Below are 24,351 nucleotides of genomic sequence, written 5' to 3'. Positions count from 1 at the left end.
AAATATGGTTAAAATATCGTGATTGTAATGGCTAAGTCTGTGCAATCACATTTTGGAGAGATCAGCATGCATTTAAAAAGCATAGAGTTGTACGGGTTTAAGTCTTTTGCCAATAAAATGGTATTTAAGTTTGAAAAAGGTATCACAGCTATTGTTGGTCCAAATGGCAGTGGGAAAAGTAATGTGGCAGATGCAGTTAGGTGGGTGCTGGGTGAACAAAGTGCCAAACAGTTACGTGGCAGTAAAATGCAGGATGTCATTTTTGCCGGTACCGAAGCTAGAAAGCCCCTAGGCTATTGTCAAGTTGATTTAACCATTGATAATCAAGACATGAAAATTCCTATTGCCTATTCGGAAGTAACCGTGTCAAGAAGGGTCTATCGTTCAGGTGAAAGTGAATATTCAATAAATGGAACTACCTGTAGGATGCGGGATGTACTAGAGCTTTTTATGGATACAGGTATTGGACAAGAAGGTTATTCTATTATAGGACAAGGCCAGATTGAAAAAATACTATCGAACAAACCGGAAGAACGAAGGGCTTTATTTGATGAAGCGGTTGGCATTGTGAAGTTTAAAAAGCGCAAAGAAAATGCAGAAAAAAAATTAGATGAAGAAAAGCAAAATCTCTATAGAATCAACGATATTATTACAGAATTAGCCTATCAGAAAGACACCTTAACAGAACAAGCTACCAGAGCAAAAGCCTATCTCAAGTATAAAGAAGAATTAAAAACCTATGAGATTGGTGGTTTTGTTATGGAAATAAAAAAAATCAACGTTCAACTAGGTGAAAATGAGGCAAAGGTAAAAATCATTGAAGATCAAATCATACAAGTCCGTTCAAATTATCAGCTCAACAAATCAAAGCATAATGAATTTCTAAAAAAAATCGAAAACCTTGAAAGTGAGATTGATGTCATAAGGAATCAGTCAACCCAATTGACGGTACAAAAAGAAAAAAAAGAAAGTGAAATTAAATTAACACAGGAACAAATCACACATCTAAATAGTAATATAAAAAGATTCGAAGTGGATATAAGTACTCTAAAGCAAAAAAAAGATAAAATTGAAAAAGCATTTGAAGCATATCAAGAAGATATGGCCTCTCTTTTTGAAACCAGTGAAAAAAGCGAAAGTAATTTAAAAGAGCAGGAAATGAAGCTTAAGAAAATTAATGATATTATACAAAAGGATGAAGATGCTGTTGGAATCATTCAAACCAATATGATAGAGCGGCTTAATGAAATATCCAATATCAAAACAAAAATGCAACGGTATCATACAATGACTGAAAATTCATTGTCTAGAAAAGAAAGCCTTGAAGCTAGGCAAAGTATATTGGCAAAATCATTAGAAGCATTAAAAACGACTTTGAAAGACGAAACAGACTTAAGAGAGGGTTATCAAGCTGAAATACGCAAACTAGAGGAAGAAAAAACGGATATAAATGCCTCTTTAATAGGTTTGCAGGAGGCAATCAGTGGCATAGAAATCAAACGTAATGCTATGGTTTCAGAGCTTCAGAATCTAAAGTCTAAGCATAAAGCATTAAATGAAATCACAGATCAATATGAAGGTTACAATCATAGCATTAAAAAAGTCATGTCACAAAGACATTTACCTTCTTATAAGAATAAGATATGTGGTGTCGTTGCTGATATCCTAAAAGTAGAAAAAAAATATGAAAAAGCCATTGAAATTGCCCTCGGTGGCAATTATCAAAATGTTATAACAGAAGATGAGGCGACAGCAAAAAGGCTTATAGAATATTTGAAAACTCAAAAAGCAGGTCGTGGAACTTTCTTACCAATTACTAATATCAAACCCAAGGTACAAAAAAATCCAACAATTCGAATGGAAAAAGGATTTATCGGTTATGGGGATGAATTGGTAGAAGCATCAGATAAGTATTCAGATATTTTATCTTTTTTACTAGGACGAACCATCATTGTAGAAGAAATCAATGACGCAATATCAATGGGCAAAAAATATAACAACACCCTAAGAATTGTTACCTTAACAGGGGATGTGGTTAATCCCGGTGGTTCTTTAACCGGGGGTGCATATAAGAATGATAATACTCAGTTCTTGTCTAGAAAAAGGGATCTTGAGACCTTAAAAGAACGCATTCAAAAAATGGACCAGCAACTTAAGGAAACGGATTTGACCTATCAAAATTTGCTAAAAGAAAAAAGTGGATTAGATAAACAATTAGAGGAGATCCTCTCTAGCATCCAAAAAGTATCTATTGAATTAAATGGGAAAAACATTCAAATGCATCAATTAAATAGTGAAGTAGCTAAAAGTGATGAAGAACTAAAAGAACTTAGAATTGAAGTGGATCAGATTGTGGTTCAAGAACAAGAGTTGAACCTTCAGTTAAAAGAGCTCGAGAAAAGCCTTATGGAAAATGAGGTTAATAAGGATGAAGCAGAATTTACCGTCAAACAAATGATGGAAAAATCACTTAATCTAAAGAAGGAAAAAGAAAACTTACTTGAAACCATCACCAACATTCGTCTTGAACATGCGTCCCTAAATGAACAACGTCAAAATGCTAAAAGCAATCTAGAACGAATGAAGGAAGAAATAAGTGAATTGACAGACGATATCCAAAGAATAGAGTCGGATGTTCATGCTGCAACAATCGGTCAAAAGAATAAGGTAGATCTTCTTAAGACCTATGGTTATGAGATAACTTCTTTCGATGGGCGTATTCATGACGTACAAAATCAGATTCAGCAAAAAAATGAAGAGAAACAACAACTGAATAAAGAACAAGAACAATTGTACCTAAAGCAAGAAGAATTGGCTGAAAACATAACATTACTTGAAAAAGAGGCAGTAAGAATTCAAAATACCTTATCAAAACTTGAAACTCAAAAAGAAGGCCTCATGGAATATATGTGGGATGAGTACGAGTTAACTTATAATCATATAATAGAGCAAGAACAAAATCAGCTTCTCAGTATGTCATCCATCAAGAAATCCATTGAAACCCTTAAAACACAGATTAAGGATCTAGGTGATGTGAATGTCAATGCCATTACGGAATATAAGGCGGTTGATGAACGGCATCAATTTTTATCCGAACAAAAAGAAGACTTAATTGAAGCAGAAAGAGAACTTAGAAAAGTCATTATAGAGTTAGAAGAAAAAATGCAATCTCAGTTTAGAGAACAGTTTAATGCCATTAACCTTAAGTTTCAACAAGTCTTTAAAGAACTCTTTGGTGGCGGTAAGGCTTTTTTAAGACTTTCTGATGAGGAACAGGTACTGGATGCAGGGATACATATTAATGTACAACCTCCAGGCAAAAAACTTCAAAGTATGATGCTTCTATCAGGTGGTGAACGTGCTTTTACAGCCATTGCACTGCTTTTTGCTATACAAAGTCTTAAGCCATCTCCCTTTTGTGTACTTGACGAGATTGAGGCTGCTCTTGATGATGCTAATGTTGAAAGATTTGCTAAGTATTTAAAAAAACTAACTATCAATACACAATTCATCATCATTACACATAGGAGAGGCACTATGGAAGTGAGTGATGCATTATATGGCATTACAATGCAGGAAAAAGGTATATCAACACAGGTATCTGTTAAATTATTAGAAGATATATTGGAATAAAATATTGATTGGTATTCCGGAAAGAAAGGTTATTATGTCAGAAAATAAAAAAAGAGGTTTTTTTGGTAAATTGGTCGAGGGCCTAACTAAAACAAGAGATAATATACTAGGTGGTGTGGATCAAGTTTTAAGTGGATTTTCAAATATTGACGAAGATTTCTATGAAGAACTGGAAGAAGCACTGATTATGGCTGACTTTGGTATTCATACGGCGCTAAGAATCATATCCGATATCAAAATAAAAGTAAAAGAACAGCATATCAAAGATCCAATGGAAGTCAAACAACTACTAAAAGAAGAATTAATGGAAATTATGTGCTTATCCGATGATGCCTATAGTTTCGAAGAGAAAAAATCCGTTATTTTGATTATCGGTGTTAATGGTGTTGGAAAAACCACGACCATTGGTAAACTGGCTATGCGTTATAAAGCTCAAGGCAAGAAGGTGGTCCTTGCAGCAGCGGATACTTTTCGAGCGGCTGCAATAGAGCAGTTGACCGAATGGTCTAATCGAGCCAATGTAGATATTATTGCGGGTCAAGCCAATTCAGATCCAGGAGCGATTGTTTATGATGCTGTTTTTGCAGCTAAAGCCAGAAAAGCTGATCTGCTTATTTGTGATACAGCCGGACGTCTTCATAATAAGAAAAATCTCATGGATGAGCTTGGGAAGATCAATAAGATTATTGATCGTGAGTTTCCTGAGGCACATAAAGAAGTATTACTGGTTCTTGATAGTACAACAGGACAGAATGCCTTACAACAAGCCAAACAATTCAAAGAAGTTGCCAATATTACTGGCATTATTTTGACTAAACTGGATGGAACAGCAAAAGGTGGTATTGCTATTGCCATACAGACGGAACTGAATCTATCTGTTAAATTTATTGGCGTAGGAGAAGGTATTGATGATTTACAAGATTTTGATCCTGAAGAATTTATTGAAGCCCTATTTAAACAGTAAGGCGTAAGCCTTCACAAGAGTAACTTTAAGGAGAATTATGAAATATACCATATTAATGCGCCCCAATTATAATGTTGCCTACCATGATGCTTATGTCAAAATGTGTCAGGTTGAATTAAAATCCTTATTAACGGCCTATAATTTCTTAGAAAGTGAACCGACGGTCCAAAATGTTAATAAAGCCACTTATATGACCTTTGAGTCAGAGATGGTATTGAATGCAAATGTACTAAGATCTATCTGTAGATTATCCTTTTTCTATGCCTTGTTTCAAATTATAGATAAGGATCTATTTAAGCCGATTCTTATTGAGTATGTACCGAATTTTGAAGAAGACCTTAGTATACGTCTTAAATACAACGGAAAAACCAATGAGGTCATTACACGCATGATGATGAATCTAGCCTTATATCATTCGGATTTCTATGATGAAACTCATCTTAAGCTTCTTGACCCTTTATGTGGCAAGGGAACAACGTTATTTGAGGCCATGATTAACGGCTATGATGCCTATGGGGTGGAAAAGGATAAAAAACACGTGGCAGATCTTGGTACTTACATAACACGTTATATTAAGGATGCACGATTTAAACATACCAATCAAAGAGGCAAATTAATTCATAACCGTAAGACCATTGGTGAAACCTTTGAATTACAATATGCTAAAGACAAAGATCAATATAAATCAGGGAAACTAAGGGAATTAAAGGTATTAAGAGCCGATACGACGAACTTTGAAGGTGCTTTCCGTCATAATTCAATCCACTTAATCGTAACGGACCTCCCTTATGGCGTTCAACATAGTGGCAAAGAAAAAGGAGAAAAAACAATTGGTTTAAGTGGTCTGTTAGACCAAGGCTTAACCTCATGGGATCCTTATTTGAAAAAAGGAGGCGCAATGGCCATTTCTTGGAATACTTACACAGATTCAAGAGAGAGTCTGATTCAGATATTCGAAGAACACGGTTATATTGTAATGAAAGATCTTGAAATGTCCAATTTAGTACATCGTGTATCTCAAGCCATTACTAGGGATATTATTATTGCCTATAAGGGTTAAGTTTTTGATACCTTAGTTTTACCAAAATAAATTCAATATAAAGGATGAATTTTATAGTCCTTTAGGTTATGATAGAATAAGAATCTAATCCTGTATTCATATGAAAAGTAGGTGTTGAATTGAAAATCAATCATATTGCTATATGGACCAATCAACTTGAAGCCATGAAAACTTTTTATTGTCAGTATTTTAAGGGTAAAGCCGGTCACAAATATCATAATAAGAAAAAAGAATTTGAGTCCTATTTTATCTCTTTTGATGAAGGTGCCAGAATAGAGTTAATGACCATGCCAGATATTGTTGAGCTTGAAGCGCATCAACTTTTATCATGTCTTGGATTGGCACATTTTGCCTTATCTGTCGGAAGTGAAATGGAAGTGGTTAGAATAACAGAAAAATTAAGATATGATGGCTATACAATTGCCAGTGAACCAAGAGTCACCGGAGACAATTACTACGAGAGCCTTGTTTTGGACCCGGATGGAAACTGTGTGGAAATTACCGTATAACAAACCATGGTAAAGTGTAAAAACTATATAGTTGAACTTTTACATAAAATATAGTTATGAGTGTATCAAAAAATGAACTTGACATAGAATGAATATTGTCCTATAATACCACTGTAAAGGAAAAGACCTTAACAGTGGTGATGATGATGGATCAAGTATTCGAAAAAACTTTATTATTTGACTTTTATGGAGAATTGCTAACAGAACGCCAAAAGCAATTGTATCAACTCTATAACCTTGATGATTTGTCCCTAGGTGAAATATCAGAACAACTAGATATAAGCAGACAAGGTGTGTTTGATGCACTAAAACGATGCGATCAACAGCTGCATCACTTTGAAAGCAAGTTACAGCTTGTACATCGATTCATTAGAAATAAAAAACGGGCCATGATGATTCATGAGCTCATTTCAAAGCTCAAAGTAAGTCAGGATGATGAACGCTTGACTGAGATTGAGGCCATCACACAAGCGATGATGGATGATATGTAAAAAAATGGAGGCCTTACATGGCATTTGAGAGTTTATCTGACAAATTTCAGAATATATTTAACAACTTAAAGAAAAAAGGCAAGTTAAGTGAAGCGGATGTCAAAGCCGCTATGCGTGAAGTAAAAATGGCGCTTCTTGAAGCAGATGTCAACTTTAAAGTTGTTAAAGACTTTGTTAATACAGTAAAAGAACGGGCTATCGGGGATGAAGTTATGGAAAGCTTAACACCCGGACAGCATGTTATAAAAATAGTGAATGAAGAAATGGTTACACTCATGGGTTCTGGTGAATCTGAACTCACATTCACTACAGGTGGTGGACCAACAATCTATATGATGGTTGGGTTGCAAGGTGCAGGTAAGACAACGACGTCAGCAAAACTGGCCGGTTTATTAAAGAAAAAAGGCAAAAAACCACTTTTGGTTGCTTGTGATATTTATCGTCCGGCAGCGATTAAACAACTTCAGGTTGTAGGTGAACAGTTAGGCATACCCGTTTTTTCTATGGGCAATCAAAACAAACCCATTGACATTGCAAAAGCAGCCCTTGAGCATGGAAATAAAAACAATCATGATTTAATCCTATTAGATACAGCCGGAAGACTCCATATTGATGAAGCCATGATGGATGAGCTGATTGAACTTAAAGACGTTATGAAACCAAAAGAGACATTGTTGGTTGTAGATGCTATGACAGGACAAGATGCCGTTCATGTGGCAGAGTTATTTAATGAAAAAATCGGTGTAGACGGCGTCATCCTTACAAAATTAGATGGTGATACTAGAGGTGGTGCGGCTTTATCTGTTAAAGCGGTTACGCAAAAGCCCATCAAATTTGCCGGAATGGGAGAAAAGCTGTCCGACCTTGAAGTCTTCTATCCAGAGCGTATGGCCTCAAGAATATTGGGTATGGGTGATGTATTAACCTTAATTGAAAAAGCCCAAAGCAATATAGATGAGAAAAAAGCATCTGAAATGGAACGTAAGTTTCGAAAAGCAGAATTTAATTTTGAGGATTTTTTAGAACAGATGCAACAGCTAAAAAGTATGGGTTCTTTATCGGATTTGATGGCTATGATTCCGGGTATGAGCGCCCAAATGAAAAACGTACAGATCGATGATAAAGAAATGGCTAAAATGGAAGCTATGATTTTATCAATGACTGTAGAAGAACGCAATGATCCAAATGTAATTAATATTTCCAGGAAAAATAGAATTGCAGCGGGTTCAGGGAACAAAATCCAGGATGTGAACCGTTTTATCAAGCAGTTTGAACAATCTAAGAAAATGATGAAACAAATGAGTGGCATGATGGGTAAAAAAGGACGACGTGGCGGTAAAGGTATGTTCGGTAATCTGCCCTTTTAATTCATGAATACCTACATATCGGGTACATACCCAAGGTGTGGTTTCTATATACAATTGATAGAAATAGGCTAAGAATGAGTTGGCCATTGAAAATCAAACATTAAATATAAGGAGGTGAAACACATGGTAAAAATGAGACTTAAGAGATTAGGACAAAAGAAAGCTCCTTTTTATAGAATCGTAGTTGCAGACTCAAGATCTCCAAGAGATGGTAAGTTTATTGAGCAATTAGGCTACTACGATCCAACAAAAGATCCAATCGATCTTAAAATCGATGCGGAAATAGCTAAAAAATGGCTTAGCACAGGCGCTCAACCTACGACAACTGTAAGCAAACTTTTGAAAATCGCTGGTATCGTTGAATAAGGTGTCTAAAGATCCTATTTGGGACGAATAAGCACTGTCATTTACGTAGGAGGTCGGCATATGAAAGAATTAGTAGAAGCAATTGCGAAAGCACTGGTGGATCATCCTGAAGCTGTTGTTGTCAACGAAGTTGAAGGTGAACGTTCTACGATTTTGGAATTGAAAGTGGCACCGGATGATATGGGTAAAGTAATCGGCAAACAAGGTCGTATCGCTAAAGCCATTCGTACGGTTGTCAAAGCAGCTGCAACCAAAGATGATAAACGTGTGGTTGTAGAAATACTTTAATCATTTGATACTTTTTACAAAAATGATTAAGTTAAGCTAATCAATGGGCTGTCTTATAAGTGATACGTTCTGTGAGCGATATTTCTTATGAGACAGCCTTATTTACTAAAGGTTAAAAAAGGTGGTAACATGGAATATATGTATATTGGTCGTGTGGCAAACACCCATGGTGTAAAAGGTGTCATTAAAGTGCTTCCAACCACAGATGACCCAAAACGATTTGAATTGTTAAAAAATGTTAAGATCGAAGATGCACGAGGTAAAGAGGCTGATTATACAGTGGTGAAGGTTAAATATTTGCATCAGTTCGTCTTACTCGAATTAAAAGAAGTAATGGATATGAATATGGCCGAAAGTCTAAAACAAGGCATTATTAAGATTCCCAAAGAAGAAGCTTTGCCACTGGAGACAGATGAATATTATGTTCAAGATTTAATTGGCTTAAAGGTTTATGACCACTTAGATGTCTATATGGGTATTATTAAAGACGTACTTTTTACAGGCAGTAATGAAGTATATGTGGTTACCCTTGAAACCGGCAAAGAACTCTTACTACCTGCCATTAAGGATTGTATTCTGGATGTGGACATAGCAAGTAACAAAATGAAGGTTTATGTCATGGAAGGATTGATGTGATGAAGTTTAATGTCTTGACGCTTTTCCCAGACATGGTTATGGATAGCTTAAATCATAGCATTATTGGAAAGGCCATGGAAAAAGGTATTATTCAAGTCAATTCCATTAACTTTAGAGACTTTAGTGACTCAAAACACAATTCAGTGGATGATTATCCATATGGTGGTGGTGCAGGCATGGTCATACAAGCACAGCCAGTCCTAGATGCATATGAAGATCTTGTCAAGAAAGAAGGCACCTCGAGATTAATCTATCTGACACCCCAGGGGAAAACCTTTAACCAAGCAATGGCCGAAGAATTTGCCCAGGCGGATCAGTTGACTTTTCTATGTGGTCATTATGAAGGCGTTGATGAAAGAATCATTGACAGTATTGTGACAGATGAAGTCTCAATAGGAGATTTTGTTCTGACAGGTGGTGAGATGGCCGTTGTTCTTATTATTGACGCTGTTGCAAGATTAATCCCTGGTGTCCTAAAGAACAATAGCTCTAGTGAACATGAAAGCTTCCATGATTACCTCCTCGAATACCCTCAATACTCAAGGCCGGAAGTCTTTAAGGGTATGCGTGTACCGAAAGTCTTATTATCAGGGCATCATAAAAACATAGAAATCTGGCGTAGGGAGCAATCTCTTTTAAGAACTCATAAAAAAAGACCGGATTTATTACCACATGCTAATTTGACAGAAAGTGACAAACAATTCTTGAAAAAATATTGCAATTATGATGTAAATATGCTATAGTAATTTACTGTGACTACGGATGTTCCGCTTTTATGAAACGGATATTATGAACATCTATGACGGAAGGAGGATACTCAAATGAATAACATTATTAGAGGTATTGAGCAAGCTCAATTAAAAGAAAATGTAGAGTCATTTAACGTTGGAGATACAGTACGTGTATATGCAAAAGTTAAAGAGGGCAACCGTGAAAGAGTTCAGATGTTCGAAGGAACAGTTCTTAGTAGACAAAACGGTGGTTCCAAAGAAAACTTTACAGTAAGAAGGATTTCTTACGGTGTTGGTGTTGAAAGGTCATGGCCTGTACATTCACCAAACATTGAAAAAATCGAAGTGATCAGACGCGGTAAAGTAAGAAGAGCAAAATTAAATTACTTAAGAAACCGTATCGGTAAGAGCGCTAAGGTTAAGGAATTAATTCGATAAGAGTATCTTATATGAGAGTAAAAAGGGTAAGGCCAACATCTGGTACTGCCCTTTTATTTTTTCATAACTTATATATTGTATGAAAAGTTTATTACATTTTTCAAAATAACTTGAGTTGTCAGGTGAAAAAGGTGTACAATGACATAACAAGGGGCAGATATTCTTTAGTTCGATGTTAAATGTATGAAAGAAGGTAAAAACTTGGAAGAGAACAAATTAAGAAAAGAACTCATAGGTTGGGCTAGGGACCTTACCATAGCACTATTGGTTGTATTTATAATCTTTAATTTTTTGGGACAAAAAACGAATGTCGTTGGAAAATCGATGGAACCAACACTCCATGATGGTGATCAGTTGGTGGTTGATAAATTAAGCTATCGTTTTAGTGAAATCGAACGCTATGATATTATTGTTTTTCCATATGAGCCTAAGTTATATTATATTAAACGGGTCATTGCCCTTCCCGGGGAGTCTGTAGACATACAAAATGGTACGCTTTTAGTGAATGGTGAAGCAATAGATTCTGAATATAACTTTGATATAATAACAGAATATGGAAATAATTTACCGATTGTCGTGCCACCCAATGAATATTTCGTACTGGGGGACAACCGTAATAATAGCTCAGACAGTCGCTATATAGATGTTGGAACCATACATAAAAAGGACATCATTGGAAAAGCGGTGGTACGGATTTGGCCGCTAAAACTAGTTGGATCCATTGATGGTTAGATACCATTTCAAGATGTGTTCTAAGCTTTCGGCTAGCAAGTTGGCCGCAAGGCATTTGGAAATCCTACACCTAGGGAAATGGAGTTATTCAATTAATTGATACTAGGAAAGCATAGTGGGTAATCACTCATTATGCTTTATATATGCAGAGAAATAAGAGGTTTTTTATGAACATACAATGGTATCCAGGTCATATGACCAAAGCAAAAAGAATGATGGAAGAAAACATAAAACTTGTTGATGTGGTTATTGAACTGGTAGATGCAAGAGTGCCCATTAGCAGTCAAAATCCGGAGGTACTTAAACTTGCCCAGAATAAGCCTAGGATTATCGTTCTAAACAAGGTAGATTTGGCCGATGGAAAAGAAACAAAAAAATGGGCAGAGTATTTTTTAGGTCAAGGCTACGTTGTGGTTGAGGTGAACTCACAAAATGGAAAAGGTATAAAAAGTGTATCTGCAGCTATTAATCTAGCATGTAAAGAAAAGATTGAACGTAACAAAAAACGTGGCTTACTCAACAGACCTATGCGCGCTATGGTGGTGGGGATTCCTAATGTTGGGAAAAGTACATTTATCAATAAACTGGTTGGTAAAGCCAGCGCCAAAACAGGTAACAAGCCTGGTGTAACAAAAGGCAAGCAATGGCTGAAGTTAAAAAATGAGTTTGAACTTCTAGATACCCCAGGTGTGTTATGGCCTAAGTTTGAAGATCAAAATGTAGGAATCAAACTGGCTATGATTGGCTCCATACGGGAAGAAATACTAGACACTGAAGGTCTGGCAATGTTAGCGTTAGAATTCATGCGAGATCGATATCCGAATTTGTTAATGGATAAATACCCTATGACAGATGTGGCGGGTAAAAAAGGTCATGAGTTACTTGAAGCGGTAACCATAACAAGACATCTTTTAAAACCAGGTGGTGAACCAGACGTTTCACGAATGGCTAAAATGTTTCTAGATGAATTTAGAAATGGAAAAATAGGCAAAATGACCTTAGAGTCTGTATTAGAGTATAAATAAGAAATAGGTGCTGATTCCAGTACCTATTTCTTATTATGGTTAAAGGGACAAAAAAAGTTTTACTAAACGCACATACAAAAGTCAGATTAGACGCCTTAACCATATTATGCATATAATAGAAAATACCTTTATCAGAACCTTGTCATAGGTTATAATGGAAACAGATATATGCAACCACTAGCAAATCAGGGGGGACTATGGATACTTTGCCCATCAATACCATTAAAAAAATATACAAAGAAACCGACGTTTATGGATTGGATGCTTTTATTAAACGGTTTAAAGAGGATGATAGAGCAGGTGTGAAACACTTGGTTGACTGTTCAAGAAAAAAAATACATGCTTATAATACGGAATTAGACAGAATGGAACGTATGCGCACTTATGAATATAAATATGACCATTTAGAATATATTTGTGGTATTGATGAAGTGGGACGAGGACCTTTGGCCGGTCCGGTAGTCACAGCAGCTGTCATTCTGAAGAAAGACACGAAGCTACTTTATATTAATGATTCCAAAAAACTATCGGAGAAAATGCGGGAAATGCTCTATGATCAGATTATGGATGAAGCCATAGCGGTAAGTATTGGTTTAGAAAGTGTCGAGACAATCGATTCGATTAATATATTACAAGCCACTTATAAAGCTATGAAAAAAGCGGTCACCAATCTTAACACCAAGCCGGATATACTTCTAGTGGATGCGGTTACCATACCGGATATTAAACTAAAGCAACTACCCATCATTAAAGGTGATGAAAAGAGCATATCAATAGCCGCAGCCAGTATAATAGCAAAAGTGACAAGGGATAGAATGATGAAGGATTATCATGAAATCTTTCCGGCCTATGATTTTGATAAAAATAAGGGTTATGGTTCGACAAGACATATTGAGGCCATAAAAAAAGTAGGACCTTGTTCTATTCACCGTAGATCTTTTATAAAAAACTTTGTTACATAAACCCATATAAGCACTTCAAGGAGTGATGAATTTGAAAATAGATTCGAGCATGATTCATAAAAAATATGGTCAGGTTCAAAATACAGTAGAAACCAATACCTTAAAAGGTGAGAAGCTAACCTATAAAGAAGGTCAGGTTGTCAAAGGCGAGGTTCTTGATGCGACCTTAACCGGTGTAAAAATCAAGCTCACAAACGGTCAAATACTCGATGCAAAGTTAGCACAACCGGCCATGTTTTCTATTGGTGATGAAGTTGCTTTAGCTGTTAAAGAAGCGTCTGCAAAACAAATACTGCTTACGACTTTACAGCAGGAACCTCAATTGGTGGAAGATAAATTGATAAATATTTTGGAAAATGCCAAACTACCTATGACAGAAGAAAATCATCATTTGGTTCGTCAATTAATTGAAAATAATATGGCCGTCAGTGACAAAAGCTTAAAGAACTTTATACAATTAACCAAGCAATTCCCTGAAGCAAGGGTTAAACAGCTGATTTTCATGGTAAAGCATGACATACCGGTAACGTCGGAAAACATACAGCAGCTCACTATGTTAGAAAATAATGAGCATGCTTTGATGAAAAGTATAACGGCCTTAGCTGATGACATGACAACCGCTATGGGCTCTAAGGCGGAGCTCTCCCCATTACTGGTCAAAAACACCCCAACATTGGAACAAAGCGCAACGCCATTAACCTTGCTTACAAGGGACAAAAATAGCAGTGATTTTCTAAATAATCTAAACCAAGTTATAAAAGCCACATCGAACTCAAACATAGATGCATGGCCTAAGCCAACATCAAAAACACCCATTGGAGATATGCTTCTTATAAAAGATGTAGAAAAGCTAACAAGTCACTTAAGACAACAAGTGATTGAGCATTTTAATGATTCAGGAGAAAAGCTACCTCCAAGCGAAACACAAAAGCATTTGTTTGAAAAACTAGAATCCGGTAAACAATTGGATTTATTAGACTTCGTTAATATAGGAAAAGAGAAGCTGTTACCAATAGAACAATTAAGAGATATTCTTATACAACTTAAATCGGACAGCACTTATGCCACTCTGGTCAAAGGTATGCTTATGTCAAAAGATGAACTCGGGGATATGGTACAAGTCAAAGACTATTATAAGACCTTAAATCAGAAAATGACTGAATTAATAAAAACAGCTGAATATGCTTTGAAAGATGATGGTAACAATGTCTTAAAAGAAGCTCAAAATATCAAGTCTTCAGTATCCTTTCTTAATGCACTTGGTAAGGACTTTAGCTTGATGCATCTACCCATGCTATTACAAGATCAACTCTTGCATTCGGAACTCTATGTTATTGGTGATCGAAAGAAAAATAGAGATAAAGAAAAACCCGTAACCGCACTTGTACGTCTGGATCTCCTAAATCTTGGTCATACAGATATTCATATAAAAAAAACAGGTAAAAATTTGGATATTCAGTTTTTTATGACCGATGAAAAACAAATTCCCGTCGTAAGTGAAAATCTATATGAACTTCATAACCTATTAAATCGAAAGAACTTTAATGTGCTATCAATAAAGGTATCACCTTTGCAAAAATCTTTTGATATTGTAACCGATTTCCTTGATGGGCAGGATATAAAAGCCAACATCAGCAGGTATACTTTTGATATGAGAGCGTGATGATAATGAAAGAGAAAAAAAAAGCAGTTGCCATTAAGTATAGTGAAGGTGAAGTAGCACCAAATTTAGTGGCAAAAGGAAAAGGCGTCATTGCAGATAAAATCATAGAAAAAGCTCAAGAGGAAGCGTTACCTATATATCAGGACGCTAAACTAGCCGATGAACTGACTAAACTGGAGATTGGCGATTACATTCCTGAAGAGCTTTATAAAGTAGTGGCTGAAATTCTGGTTTTTGTGACGGATTTGGACAAACTACGTGATAAAATATAAAAATAGAATAGACATTTTTACAATTGACGAGGGGGTCTTATGAACAAAAGAGATACGGGCCATCACTATGAAGAAATGGCCGTCAGCTATTTGATTAAAAAGGGCTACAAGATTATTAAAAGAAACTATTATACAAGGTATGGTGAAATTGACATCATAGCCTATAAAGCATCTACTTACATTTTTATTGAAGTTAAATATAGAACCTCAGATAAAAAAGGTAAACCTTTTGAAGCTGTCGGTTATGCAAAAAGACAAAGATTAATGAAATCAAGTTTAAGCTATTGTAAGGTTATGAATTTATTTGGTCAGTCTATGCGCTTTGATATTATTGATATTCTTAATGAAACCCTTACTCATTACAAAAACGCCTTTGAAATGGATAAAAGATATGTGAATTATTGAAAGGAATCAGGATGATACGTTCTAAGAGTTTATATATTGACAGGCACAAAGAAGTTATGGTTATAAAACTACCCCATTTAGAAGCTACCGGTTTGGTGAACCATGGGTTCTCAACAAAACTTGGAGGTATAAGCAAGGGTGTTTATGAATCCATGAATCTTGGGAAAAACAGGGGTGACTCACCTTATAACGTTGAAGAAAACTTCAATCGATTTTGTGATGCCCTTGGTGTTGATACAGATACTTTGGTTTTTAGTGACCAAGTCCATGAAGTAGAAGTACGTGTGGTTGGGAAAGAGGATCGAGGAAAAGGGTTTTATAGAACATCGGATATTATTAGTGTGGATGGTTTAATAACCAATCAAGTAGGTGTCACACTCACTACCTTCTATGCGGATTGTGTCCCTTTGTTTTTTTTGGATCCAATAAAAAAAGTTATTGGCTTATCCCATGCAGGATGGAGAGGAACAGTCAAAGGCATTGGACCAAAAACAATAGAACGCATGGAACAGACCTATGGCAGCAAACCCAAAGATATTTTAGTTGGGATTGGACCTTCCATAGGGTCTTGTTGTTATGAAGTTGGTACGGATGTTATAAAAGAGTTTGAAAAAAATCTAAATCATGATATAATTGTACGGATTGTCTCAAGAATAAATGATGAACACTATAAATTAGATCTTTGGGAAGCCAACCGGTTGTTATTGCTAGATGCAGGTATTGATGATAAAAATATGGTTGTAACGGATTTGTGTACAAAGTGCCATAGTGATACTTTTTATTCTCATCGATTTATGGGGAACCAAAGAGGCAGTCTTGCGGCTATGATTGCTTTGAAAACGAAGACCGAGTAAAGATTGAGTTGTCATGATGAAGAAGGTGAAGTATTGGAATTAAAGCATTACAACAAAGATGAAACACATTATCATGAGATTCTTGGCGTAGTACAAGGCAGTATTGCAGGCGAACTGGGCATAAAGTCGGGAGACAAACTGATAAGTATTAATGGTAAAAAAGTTCAAGACGCCTTGGATTATCATTTGTTTGTTCAAGATGAGTTCATTGATTTGATGATTTATAACTTAGAACACAATGAACCTTGGCTTTATGAGATAGAAAAAGATGAAGATGAAGATCTTGGACTGATCTTTGATAACAATTTAATGGATGAATACCGTTCATGTAGAAATAAATGTGTCTTTTGCTTTATTGACCAATTGCCAAAAGGTATGCGTGAAACTTTATACTTTAAGGATGATGATGCCAGACTATCTTTTTTACAAGGCAATTATATTACCCTAACGAATATGACCAGTAGAGAAGTGGACAGAATTATAGAGTATCATCTGTCTCCAATTAATATATCCATTCACACCATGAACCTAGAGCTGCGACAAAAGATGTTGAAAAACAAACATTCCGGTAAAATAGTCACCTACATGAATCGTCTTTATGAAGCCGGCATAACCATGAATGGTCAAATTGTACTTTGTAAAGGACTAAATGATCAAGACGAATTAGCCTATTCAATTCAAGCCCTTGGTAAATACATACCTCATCTTCAATCCGTATCTGTTGTGCCGGTTGGTTTATCCAAACATAGAGACGGTCTTTACCCTCTGGCGCCTTTTTCAAAAGAGGATTGTATAGACATAATCAAGCTTGTAGAAGGTTTTCAACAACAATATATGGAACAATATAATTATCATTTCATTCATCTTGGTGATGAGTTCTATATCATGGCAGGAGTAGAAGTACCTACTGAATCTACTTATGATGGGTATTTACAACTGGAAAATGGTGTAGGTATGACCCGTATGTTTGTTGATGACCTAACAAGAGAAATAGAAGGAATGAATCATATAAGCATTAAAGAAACTAAAATAACCTTAGTTACTGGAAAGCTATTTGAACCAATATTAAAAAAACTAATGTACATGTTGGAGGCTAAGGTTCAGAATCTGAAACTTCAAGTTATTGGTATTGAAAATAATTTTTTTGGTCCTCAGATTACGGTGTCAGGGTTATTAACAGGCAAAGATATCCTTCATCAGCTAAAGACCGTTGATCTTGGTCAACATCTTTATTTGCCGGACAATATTCTAAGGGATGGTGAAGAGGTATTGCTAGATGATACGACGGTTTCAGATATGGAAAAAGCTATTGGTATACCGATGGCATTTATTGATTGTTTTGGTAGTGATTTGATCCAATCGATACTGAACCATATTGAACCAAGTAGAATATAATGGTTGAAGGGTCAAAACTAAGTTTCACTAAATTCACATACAATATATAGATTACGTTGATATGTTCCCAGCGATAATTTAAATGTGAAAAATCAGGCTAACGGAGTAATCATATAGAGTGCGTTACATATAAGGAGAATGAAATGAGTAGAAAACCCATAGTTGCAGTCGTTGGGCGACCCAATGTCGGCAAATCGACCATCTTTAATATGATGGCAGGCGAAAAAATCGCCATTGTACAAAATACACCAGGTGTCACAAGAGACCGAATATATGCAGATGTAGAATGGTTGAATCATAATTTTACAATCATTGACACAGGCGGTATAGAACCTGATTCAAAGGATGTAATTTTGTCGCAAATGCGTTATCAGGCTGAAATGGCTATCGAAACGGCAGATGTAATTATGTTTGTCGTAGATGTTTTGACAGGCGTAACCGATACGGATTATAAAGTAGCCGATATGCTAAGAAAGAGCAAAAAACCAATTGTGTTATGTGTTAACAAGACGGATAACTTTGACAAACTTCAGTACGATGTATTAGAGTTTTATAATCTGGGACTTGGTGAACCAATGCCATTATCTGCTGTAAACAAGATTGGCATGGGTGATCTTCTAGATGAAATCGTCAAACACTTCTACGAACGGGTTGAATCGGAAGAGGAAGAAGAAATAACCAAAATTGCCATCATTGGAAAACCAAATGTCGGCAAATCATCCTTAATCAATAAAATCTTGGGAGAAGAACGGCATATCGTAAGTGAGCTAGCAGGGACAACACGAGATGCAATTGATTCAAGGGTCATATACGATGAAAAGGAATATATTTTTATTGATACTGCCGGGCTCAGACGTAAAAATAAAATTAAAGAAGAGATTGAAAAGTATAGTATTATACGTGCTGTGGCGGCAATTGAAAAGGCAGATATTGTTATACTTATGATTGATGCCGTTTTAGGCATTACGGAACAAGATGCCAAAATAGTAGGCATCGCCCACGATCGGGGAAAAGGTGCTATAATTGCTGTCAATAAATGGGATGCGATAGAAAAAAACGACAAGACCATGTACCGTTTCTTAGATACGATACAAGTCACCTTAGCTTATATGACGTATGCACCCATTGTGTTCATATCAGCACAAACAGGTCTTAGAATCAACAAACTCTTTGAAACCATTGAGATGGTCGTTCAAAATCAGACCCTTAGAGTACAAACCGGTGTCATAAATGATGTTCTCTATGATGCAATGGCTATGAATCAACCACCATCTGATAAAGGGAAACGTCTAAAAATCTATTATATGACACAAGTTGCAATTAAACCGCCCACTTTTGTCCTTTTTGTCAATGATAAGGAACTGGCACATTTTTCATATATAAGGTATATAGAGAATAAGTTAAGAGATGCATTTGGTTTTAAGGGTACACCTCTTAAAATGTTGATTCGGGAAAGAAAAGAAGATTAATGGCTCAGCTAAAGAAAGGAAAGGTGTTATGTCTTATTTAATCAGTATTATTATGGGGTATTTTTTAGGATGCTTTCAAACAGCGTATATTGTTGCCAAAAGAACTAAACATATTGATATCAGGGACCATGGAAGTGGGAATTCCGGTACAACCAATGCCATTAGAGTTTTGGGATGGAAGTTAGGGATGTTGACTTTTGTGGGCGATATATTAAAGGCTGTTCTAGCGGTCATCATTGCTAGAACGCTATTTGAATCTCAACTAGCAGGACTCTACGCCGGTGCAGGTGTCATCATTGGTCACAATTGGCCTTTTGTTTTGAAGTTTAAGGGTGGAAAAGGTATTGCCTCAACACTTGGTATGTTGCTTGCATTTGATTGGCGTATTGGTCTGGTTGCTTGGGCAGTTGCATCTTTAGCCATTTATCTGACCAGATATGTTTCATTAGGTTCTATACTTTTAGTAACCATTATGCCTATTGGCGTTTTCATACTTTATCCCGGTGGGACACAAGAACTGATTATAACATCCATTCTAGCTATCGTTGCCATATATAGACACAAGGCTAATATTGGCCGTCTAATTCGAGGCGAAGAAAATAAGCTGGGTGTAAAAAAACAAGCAACTTAGGAGGTTTATGATGAAAGTAAGTATACTGGGTGCCGGTAGTTGGGGCATCGCCCTGGCTATGCTACTGAAGGAAAACAATCATGAAGTAGCTGTGTGGTCGATTGTAGATGAAGAAGTCAAAATGTTGAATCAACATCATGAACATTTACACAATCTTCCCGGGATTAAAATAGATGAGACTATTCTCATTACAAACGATATAAAAAAAGCTGTGATTGGATCAGACATGGTTATATTTGCCGTACCTTCAAGATATGTTAGAAGCACGGCAATTATGGTCCGAGAATATATAAAACCCAGCCAAATTATGCTTAACGTAGGTAAGGGGCTGGAAGATGAAACATTGTTTACTCTAGCCGAGGTTATAGAGGATGTCATTCCCATCAACCCTATAGCCGTACTCTCCGGACCCAGTCATGCAGAAGAAGTGGCCAGGAAAATACCAACTTCCGTAGTAGCCGCATCTAAAGATAAGCGCATTGTAAAAATAGTACAAGAAACATTTATGAATCAATTTTTTAGAGTTTATGGAAGTTCGGATGTTTTAGGAGTTGAAATCGGAGGCGCACTGAAAAACGTTATTGCACTAGCAGCAGGTATTTCGGATGGACTTGGGTTTGGTGACAATACAAAAGCGGCATTGATGACAAGAGGTATTGCTGAGATATCCAGACTTGGTCTTGCTATGGGTGGCGATGTCCAGACCTTTAATGGTCTTACTGGTATAGGAGATTTGATTGTGACTTGTACAAGTGTACATAGTCGAAACAGAAAAGCCGGTATACTTATAGGAGAAGGATTAACACTACAAGAAGCACAAGAAAAAGTGAGTATGGTTGTTGAAGGCGTCTACGCAGCTCATGCAGCAACCGCTTTGGCTACAAAATTCGAAATAGAACTTCCTATAATTGATCAGGTCAATGAAGTATTGTTTAACAACAAAAATCCAAGAGAAGCCGTGACAGAACTGATGTTAAGAGATCGAAAATTTGAGTCTTGATGATGATTGCTGTTTGAAAAACTATATGATAAAATCAAATAGTAAGTATCCGTTAACTACCCTTGATGGGATATGTCAAAAAATCTTAAGGAGATGTTATGCAAAAGAATTTAATCATAACCTTACTATTTTCAATTTTTATTGCTTTGTTTGCGATTCTAAATGCTTCTGCCGTACCAATTAACTTTATATTTGCCACGGTTGATATTTCTGTTGCCCTTGTTATTCTAATATCTGCGAGTATAGGTGCCATTATTCTATATTCGATGGGTGCTATCAGTAAATTAAAAGCCAGAAAAACAATTAAAGAAAAAGATAAAATCATTGAAGCCTTAAATCAAGAGTTGAATGAACTTAAATTAATTAAGGCCAATATGGAAGTGGAAATGATGCATTCAAAAGATCAAACGACACAATTTGATACCCCAATTATAGATCAAGAGGAAGAAATTCATGAATAAATGCGACACCTGTGGGGGCTGCTCTCAAACCCCAAAAAAGAATCTAGAAGGCGACAAAGTCATCATTGATTTGCTTATGGACGTTCTTGAAAGTAATAACATGTCTATGAAAAATCATGCCACTCATGTTGCCACTATGTCAAAATGGTTGGCTCAGTATTTGGGCATTGATTCAAAATTATGTGATACCATAGAACTTGCAGGAAGGCTCCATGATATTGGTATGATGAAAATACCCTCATCTCTATTTAATAAGAGAGACGCTTTGACCGCAGAGGATTGGAATCAGTTGAAAAAGCATCCGAAATACGGTTGTGAAATCTTAAATCAGTATCCGGAGTTAAACGAAGTGGCTCAAATTGTCTTAGAACATCATGAATGGTTTGATGGTAAAGGTTATCCGAATGGTTATTTAGGTAATGAGATACATTTAGGTGCAAGAATCATAGGATTATGTGAAACCATCGATCATATGTCAACAAAAAAACCATATAAAGATGCTACTGATTTTAAGACGATTGAAGAAGAAATCAGACAAAAATCAGGAACCCAATTTGATCCTTGGTTGGTTATGCATATTAAGGAATTAATAATTGTATGGCAAGAAACCTTGAGTGGTGTGTAGGTATATTTTTTTGGAAACCTTGTAAAATCAATGTTTTTGTGGTATAATTATTTAAAATTAAAGTTGTGATTAAGATAAGAGTGGGCTTTTGGTCCACTCTTTATATTTGAGTTGGTTAATCGTTGGAAAGGAAGTGGCCGTTTGGCAAATAAAGATCGAATTGAAAAATTAGTAGAAACACTGCTTGAGCCCATATTAAAAGAAAATGGTGTAACACTGGTAGATGTAGAATATGTAAGGGAACTTGGTCATTTTTATTTACGTGTGTATATCGATAAAGAGGGCGGTGTTACCATCAAGGATTGTGAACATGTAAGTAGAGCCTTGGAGTTGGTACTGGATGAAAAGGATCCTATTCAAGACCCTTATATTTTAGAAGTCAGCTCTCCGGGATTGGATCGACCTTTGAAAAAGGATAACGACTTTGAGAGAAGTATCGGTAAAGATGTAGAAATGAAACTCTATAAAGCACTTGATGGACATAAGGAATTTTTAGGGATGCTTGTATCTTATAATAAGACGGAAATCGTATTAAAAATGGATGACGAAGAGCGTGTTTTTAACAGGAGCGATATAGCCCTGATCAGGCTTTCTGTCGTATTTTAATTAAATTCAAGGAGGATTAAATCATGAATGCTGAGTTTATTCAAGCATTGGCACAAATCGAAAAAGAGAAGGGCATCAGTAAAGAGGTCCTAATAGAGGCAATTGAAAATTCCTTAATCACAGCCTGCAAAAATAATTTCGGTGCATCTACGAATGTTAAAGTTATTATAGACCAAGAAGACGGGGATGTATCTGTTTACTCTGAAAAGAAAATTGTAGAAATCGTTGACAACGATCAAATCGAAATTAGTCTAGAGGAAGCCGTTGAATACAGCCCGGATTATGAAATTGGTGATATTGTTCAAATCGAGATTACACCTAAGAATTTTGGTCGTATTGCAGCACAGAAAGCAAAACAAGTTGTGGTGCAAAAAATCCGTGAGGCTGAGAGAGATGTGCTATTCAATCAATACATTTCTAAAGAAAAAGAAGTCGTAACCGGAATAATTCAGAGAGAAAACAAGGGTAATGTGGTTATTAATTTGGGTAAGATTGATGCCATTATGGCTGAAAAAGAATGTATACCAGGTGAAACATATACCACCAATGAAAGGCTGAAAGTCTATGTCGTAGAAGTTAAGGATTCAACAAAAGGCCCTAAAGTATATGTTTCAAGGACCCATCCGGAGTTGATCAAACGTCTTTTTGAACAAGAGGTACCTGAAGTTCATGATGGCGTGGTGGAAATAAAATCCGTATCAAGAGAAGCAGGTTCTAGGACAAAAATTGCGGTACATTCAAACAATTCAGATGTCGACCCCGTAGGCTCTTGTGTAGGACATAATGGTTCTAGAGTCGGCATCATTGTTCACGAACTTAAAGGAGAAAAGATTGACATTATCCCATGGAGTGAAAAGTCAGAAGATTATATAGCAGCAGCTCTGAGCCCTTCCAAAGTTGTTAAGGTTGTGGTGGATGAGCCTCACAAAAGTGCGAAAGTTGTTGTACCGGATTATCAACTATCATTGGCAATTGGTAAAGAAGGTCAAAATGCAAGACTTGCTGCAAAATTAACAGGCTATCGTATTGATATTAAAAGTGAGACGCAAGCAAAAGAAACAAATTTTATGGCACTTGATGAGAAGCCGGTCAATCCTTTTGAACAGTTTTTAGAACAAACCAATCTAGATAACGAAGAAGATACTGAAACAGGTACTGATTTGTTTGATAAGGAGTAGGTGAAATGGCAAAAAAATTACCTATGAGAAAATGCTTAGGTTGTCTAATGATGCAAGAGAAGAAGTCTTTAATTAGGGTTGTTCGATCAAATGAAGGTGTTTATGATATCGATCTTACCGGAAAAAAAAATGGACGTGGCGCCTATGTTTGTAAAAAAGTGGATTGCTTTAATAAAGCCGAAAAATCTAAAGGCTTAGAGCGTGCTTTTAAAGAGAAAATACCAACAGGCGTTTATGATGCTTTACGTAAGGAGATCGAAGACGTTGAATAATATATTTTCAATGATTGGATTGGCTATGAAAGCTGGGAAAGTATTGTCAGGAGAGTTTAGCGTTGAAACAGGTATAAAAAACAATAGTGTTTTACTATGCATAATAGCCTCTGACGCCTCAGACAATACAAAGAAAAAATTCACCAATATGTGTGCTTATCGCCAGATCAAATTGATTACACTGGGTGATAAAACAAGCTTAGGAAAAGCCATCGGAAAGGAATACCGTGCGACAGTCGGTATTGTTGATGAGGGATTTGCCAACGCTATCTTATCTAAGGTTGGTGAGCAAGCATAACAATAAATCGGAGGTAAGTG

At 36.2% G+C, this 24,351-nt stretch carries 28 protein-coding genes; all 28 read left to right on the top strand.

Annotation, left to right across the window (positions count from 1 at the left end; translation table 11 throughout):
- Window positions 1–66 precede the first annotated feature (66 nt).
- The 28 genes from smc to P0N36_RS02705 all read left to right on the top strand — a co-directional run bounded on the left by smc (window position 67) and on the right by P0N36_RS02705 (window position 24,331).
- Window positions 67–3,633, top strand: a complete 3,567-nt coding sequence (gene smc / locus P0N36_RS02840) for a chromosome segregation protein SMC (protein WP_275841317.1) — start codon at window positions 67–69, stop codon at window positions 3,631–3,633.
- A 34-nt stretch (window positions 3,634–3,667) separates the two neighbouring features.
- The gene (gene ftsY / locus P0N36_RS02835) at window positions 3,668–4,597 is read left to right on the top strand and encodes a signal recognition particle-docking protein FtsY (RefSeq protein WP_275841316.1); all 930 of its coding nucleotides are present in this window, start codon (window positions 3,668–3,670) and stop codon (window positions 4,595–4,597) included.
- Between the two features lie 37 nt (window positions 4,598–4,634).
- Complete coding sequence (locus P0N36_RS02830) at window positions 4,635–5,657, top strand: TRM11 family SAM-dependent methyltransferase (RefSeq protein WP_275841315.1); 1,023 nt, start codon at window positions 4,635–4,637, stop codon at window positions 5,655–5,657.
- Window positions 5,658–5,776: 119 nt separating this feature from the next.
- Window positions 5,777–6,166: a VOC family protein gene (locus P0N36_RS02825; RefSeq protein ID WP_275841314.1), complete on the top strand. Its 390-nt coding sequence runs from the start codon at window positions 5,777–5,779 to the stop codon at window positions 6,164–6,166.
- Between the two features lie 95 nt (window positions 6,167–6,261).
- Window positions 6,262–6,657 carry a YlxM family DNA-binding protein gene (gene ylxM, locus P0N36_RS02820; protein ID WP_275841313.1) on the top strand — a complete coding sequence of 132 codons (396 nt, stop codon included), beginning with the start codon at window positions 6,262–6,264 and terminating at the stop codon, window positions 6,655–6,657.
- A gap of 17 nt (window positions 6,658–6,674) precedes the next feature.
- The gene (gene ffh, locus P0N36_RS02815) at window positions 6,675–8,024 is read left to right on the top strand and encodes a signal recognition particle protein (RefSeq protein ID WP_275841312.1); all 1,350 of its coding nucleotides are present in this window, start codon (window positions 6,675–6,677) and stop codon (window positions 8,022–8,024) included.
- Window positions 8,025–8,147: 123 nt separating this feature from the next.
- Window positions 8,148–8,390, top strand: coding sequence for a 30S ribosomal protein S16 (gene rpsP, locus P0N36_RS02810; RefSeq protein ID WP_275841311.1), 243 nt, complete (start codon window positions 8,148–8,150; stop codon window positions 8,388–8,390).
- 60 nt (window positions 8,391–8,450) lie between these two features.
- Complete coding sequence (locus tag P0N36_RS02805; protein ID WP_125135491.1) at window positions 8,451–8,678, top strand: KH domain-containing protein; 228 nt, start codon at window positions 8,451–8,453, stop codon at window positions 8,676–8,678.
- 129 nt (window positions 8,679–8,807) lie between these two features.
- Window positions 8,808–9,314 (top strand): ribosome maturation factor RimM, encoded by a 507-nt coding sequence (gene rimM, locus P0N36_RS02800; RefSeq protein WP_275841310.1) that lies wholly within the window; start codon window positions 8,808–8,810, stop codon window positions 9,312–9,314.
- Window positions 9,314–10,057 (top strand): tRNA (guanosine(37)-N1)-methyltransferase TrmD, encoded by a 744-nt coding sequence (trmD, locus tag P0N36_RS02795; protein ID WP_275841347.1) that lies wholly within the window; start codon window positions 9,314–9,316, stop codon window positions 10,055–10,057. Before rimM ends, trmD begins: the two co-directional genes overlap by 1 nt.
- 78 nt (window positions 10,058–10,135) lie before the next feature.
- A complete protein-coding gene (gene rplS / locus P0N36_RS02790; RefSeq protein ID WP_275841309.1) occupies window positions 10,136–10,483 on the top strand; it encodes a 50S ribosomal protein L19 in 348 nt (115 codons plus the stop codon).
- A gap of 201 nt (window positions 10,484–10,684) precedes the next feature.
- Window positions 10,685–11,215, top strand: coding sequence for a signal peptidase I (gene lepB / locus P0N36_RS02785; RefSeq protein ID WP_275841308.1), 531 nt, complete (start codon window positions 10,685–10,687; stop codon window positions 11,213–11,215).
- 167 nt (window positions 11,216–11,382) lie between these two features.
- A complete protein-coding gene (gene ylqF / locus P0N36_RS02780; RefSeq protein ID WP_275841307.1) occupies window positions 11,383–12,240 on the top strand; it encodes a ribosome biogenesis GTPase YlqF in 858 nt (285 codons plus the stop codon).
- Window positions 12,241–12,437: 197 nt separating this feature from the next.
- Complete coding sequence (locus tag P0N36_RS02775) at window positions 12,438–13,202, top strand: ribonuclease HII (protein ID WP_275841306.1); 765 nt, start codon at window positions 12,438–12,440, stop codon at window positions 13,200–13,202.
- 31 nt (window positions 13,203–13,233) lie between these two features.
- Window positions 13,234–14,865 (top strand): hypothetical protein, encoded by a 1,632-nt coding sequence (locus P0N36_RS02770; protein WP_275841305.1) that lies wholly within the window; start codon window positions 13,234–13,236, stop codon window positions 14,863–14,865.
- Window positions 14,865–15,137 carry an EscU/YscU/HrcU family type III secretion system export apparatus switch protein gene (locus P0N36_RS02765; protein ID WP_330683933.1) on the top strand — a complete coding sequence of 91 codons (273 nt, stop codon included), beginning with the start codon at window positions 14,865–14,867 and terminating at the stop codon, window positions 15,135–15,137. The genes P0N36_RS02770 and P0N36_RS02765 overlap by 1 nt, the downstream gene beginning before the upstream one ends.
- 39 nt (window positions 15,138–15,176) lie before the next feature.
- Complete coding sequence (locus tag P0N36_RS02760) at window positions 15,177–15,542, top strand: YraN family protein (RefSeq protein ID WP_275841304.1); 366 nt, start codon at window positions 15,177–15,179, stop codon at window positions 15,540–15,542.
- Window positions 15,543–15,553: 11 nt separating this feature from the next.
- The gene (gene pgeF / locus P0N36_RS02755) at window positions 15,554–16,396 is read left to right on the top strand and encodes a peptidoglycan editing factor PgeF (RefSeq protein ID WP_275841303.1); all 843 of its coding nucleotides are present in this window, start codon (window positions 15,554–15,556) and stop codon (window positions 16,394–16,396) included.
- Window positions 16,397–16,429: 33 nt separating this feature from the next.
- Window positions 16,430–17,791 carry a DUF512 domain-containing protein gene (locus P0N36_RS02750; protein WP_275841302.1) on the top strand — a complete coding sequence of 454 codons (1,362 nt, stop codon included), beginning with the start codon at window positions 16,430–16,432 and terminating at the stop codon, window positions 17,789–17,791.
- A gap of 143 nt (window positions 17,792–17,934) precedes the next feature.
- Window positions 17,935–19,260, top strand: a complete 1,326-nt coding sequence (gene der, locus P0N36_RS02745; protein WP_275841301.1) for a ribosome biogenesis GTPase Der — start codon at window positions 17,935–17,937, stop codon at window positions 19,258–19,260.
- 28 nt (window positions 19,261–19,288) lie between these two features.
- The gene (plsY, locus tag P0N36_RS02740) at window positions 19,289–19,891 is read left to right on the top strand and encodes a glycerol-3-phosphate 1-O-acyltransferase PlsY (protein WP_275841300.1); all 603 of its coding nucleotides are present in this window, start codon (window positions 19,289–19,291) and stop codon (window positions 19,889–19,891) included.
- Between the two features lie 7 nt (window positions 19,892–19,898).
- A complete protein-coding gene (locus P0N36_RS02735) occupies window positions 19,899–20,891 on the top strand; it encodes an NAD(P)H-dependent glycerol-3-phosphate dehydrogenase (protein ID WP_275841299.1) in 993 nt (330 codons plus the stop codon).
- 98 nt (window positions 20,892–20,989) lie between these two features.
- Window positions 20,990–21,352 (top strand): LapA family protein, encoded by a 363-nt coding sequence (locus P0N36_RS02730; RefSeq protein WP_275841298.1) that lies wholly within the window; start codon window positions 20,990–20,992, stop codon window positions 21,350–21,352.
- Window positions 21,345–21,977, top strand: coding sequence for an HD-GYP domain-containing protein (locus tag P0N36_RS02725; protein WP_275841297.1), 633 nt, complete (start codon window positions 21,345–21,347; stop codon window positions 21,975–21,977). The genes P0N36_RS02730 and P0N36_RS02725 overlap by 8 nt, the downstream gene beginning before the upstream one ends.
- A 141-nt stretch (window positions 21,978–22,118) precedes the next feature.
- Window positions 22,119–22,583, top strand: coding sequence for a ribosome maturation factor RimP (rimP, locus tag P0N36_RS02720; RefSeq protein WP_275841296.1), 465 nt, complete (start codon window positions 22,119–22,121; stop codon window positions 22,581–22,583).
- Window positions 22,584–22,606: 23 nt separating this feature from the next.
- Window positions 22,607–23,761, top strand: coding sequence for a transcription termination factor NusA (gene nusA, locus P0N36_RS02715; RefSeq protein ID WP_275841295.1), 1,155 nt, complete (start codon window positions 22,607–22,609; stop codon window positions 23,759–23,761).
- 5 nt (window positions 23,762–23,766) lie between these two features.
- Window positions 23,767–24,033 (top strand): RNase P modulator RnpM, encoded by a 267-nt coding sequence (gene rnpM, locus P0N36_RS02710; protein ID WP_275841294.1) that lies wholly within the window; start codon window positions 23,767–23,769, stop codon window positions 24,031–24,033.
- Complete coding sequence (locus P0N36_RS02705; protein ID WP_330683932.1) at window positions 24,026–24,331, top strand: L7Ae/L30e/S12e/Gadd45 family ribosomal protein; 306 nt, start codon at window positions 24,026–24,028, stop codon at window positions 24,329–24,331. The genes rnpM and P0N36_RS02705 overlap by 8 nt, the downstream gene beginning before the upstream one ends.
- Window positions 24,332–24,351: the final 20 nt, after the last annotated feature.

It is taken from the genome of Petrocella sp. FN5, from assembly GCF_029210395.1.
Taxonomy (GTDB): domain Bacteria; phylum Bacillota; class Clostridia; order Lachnospirales; family Vallitaleaceae; genus Petrocella.
Note: the sequence above shows the minus strand (reverse complement) of the source record. Positions and strands in the feature narration are given on the sequence as shown.

Coding starts and splice junctions, on each gene's coding strand:
- rpsP (WP_275841311.1), top strand. CDS start 8,148: ATGGTAAAAATGAGACTTAAGAGATTAGGACAAAAGAAAGCTCCTTTT.
- rnpM (WP_275841294.1), top strand. CDS start 23,767: ATGGCAAAAAAATTACCTATGAGAAAATGCTTAGGTTGTCTAATGATG.
- trmD (WP_275841347.1), top strand. CDS start 9,314: ATGAAGTTTAATGTCTTGACGCTTTTCCCAGACATGGTTATGGATAGC.
- ffh (WP_275841312.1), top strand. CDS start 6,675: ATGGCATTTGAGAGTTTATCTGACAAATTTCAGAATATATTTAACAAC.
- P0N36_RS02760 (WP_275841304.1), top strand. CDS start 15,177: ATGAACAAAAGAGATACGGGCCATCACTATGAAGAAATGGCCGTCAGC.
- ylqF (WP_275841307.1), top strand. CDS start 11,383: ATGAACATACAATGGTATCCAGGTCATATGACCAAAGCAAAAAGAATG.
- P0N36_RS02775 (WP_275841306.1), top strand. CDS start 12,438: ATGGATACTTTGCCCATCAATACCATTAAAAAAATATACAAAGAAACC.
- P0N36_RS02805 (WP_125135491.1), top strand. CDS start 8,451: ATGAAAGAATTAGTAGAAGCAATTGCGAAAGCACTGGTGGATCATCCT.
- P0N36_RS02830 (WP_275841315.1), top strand. CDS start 4,635: ATGAAATATACCATATTAATGCGCCCCAATTATAATGTTGCCTACCAT.
- rimM (WP_275841310.1), top strand. CDS start 8,808: ATGGAATATATGTATATTGGTCGTGTGGCAAACACCCATGGTGTAAAA.
- P0N36_RS02725 (WP_275841297.1), top strand. CDS start 21,345: ATGAATAAATGCGACACCTGTGGGGGCTGCTCTCAAACCCCAAAAAAG.
- pgeF (WP_275841303.1), top strand. CDS start 15,554: ATGATACGTTCTAAGAGTTTATATATTGACAGGCACAAAGAAGTTATG.
- rplS (WP_275841309.1), top strand. CDS start 10,136: ATGAATAACATTATTAGAGGTATTGAGCAAGCTCAATTAAAAGAAAAT.
- P0N36_RS02735 (WP_275841299.1), top strand. CDS start 19,899: ATGATGAAAGTAAGTATACTGGGTGCCGGTAGTTGGGGCATCGCCCTG.
- plsY (WP_275841300.1), top strand. CDS start 19,289: ATGTCTTATTTAATCAGTATTATTATGGGGTATTTTTTAGGATGCTTT.
- nusA (WP_275841295.1), top strand. CDS start 22,607: ATGAATGCTGAGTTTATTCAAGCATTGGCACAAATCGAAAAAGAGAAG.
- P0N36_RS02765 (WP_330683933.1), top strand. CDS start 14,865: ATGATAATGAAAGAGAAAAAAAAAGCAGTTGCCATTAAGTATAGTGAA.
- P0N36_RS02730 (WP_275841298.1), top strand. CDS start 20,990: ATGCAAAAGAATTTAATCATAACCTTACTATTTTCAATTTTTATTGCT.
- ftsY (WP_275841316.1), top strand. CDS start 3,668: ATGTCAGAAAATAAAAAAAGAGGTTTTTTTGGTAAATTGGTCGAGGGC.
- smc (WP_275841317.1), top strand. CDS start 67: ATGCATTTAAAAAGCATAGAGTTGTACGGGTTTAAGTCTTTTGCCAAT.
- der (WP_275841301.1), top strand. CDS start 17,935: ATGAGTAGAAAACCCATAGTTGCAGTCGTTGGGCGACCCAATGTCGGC.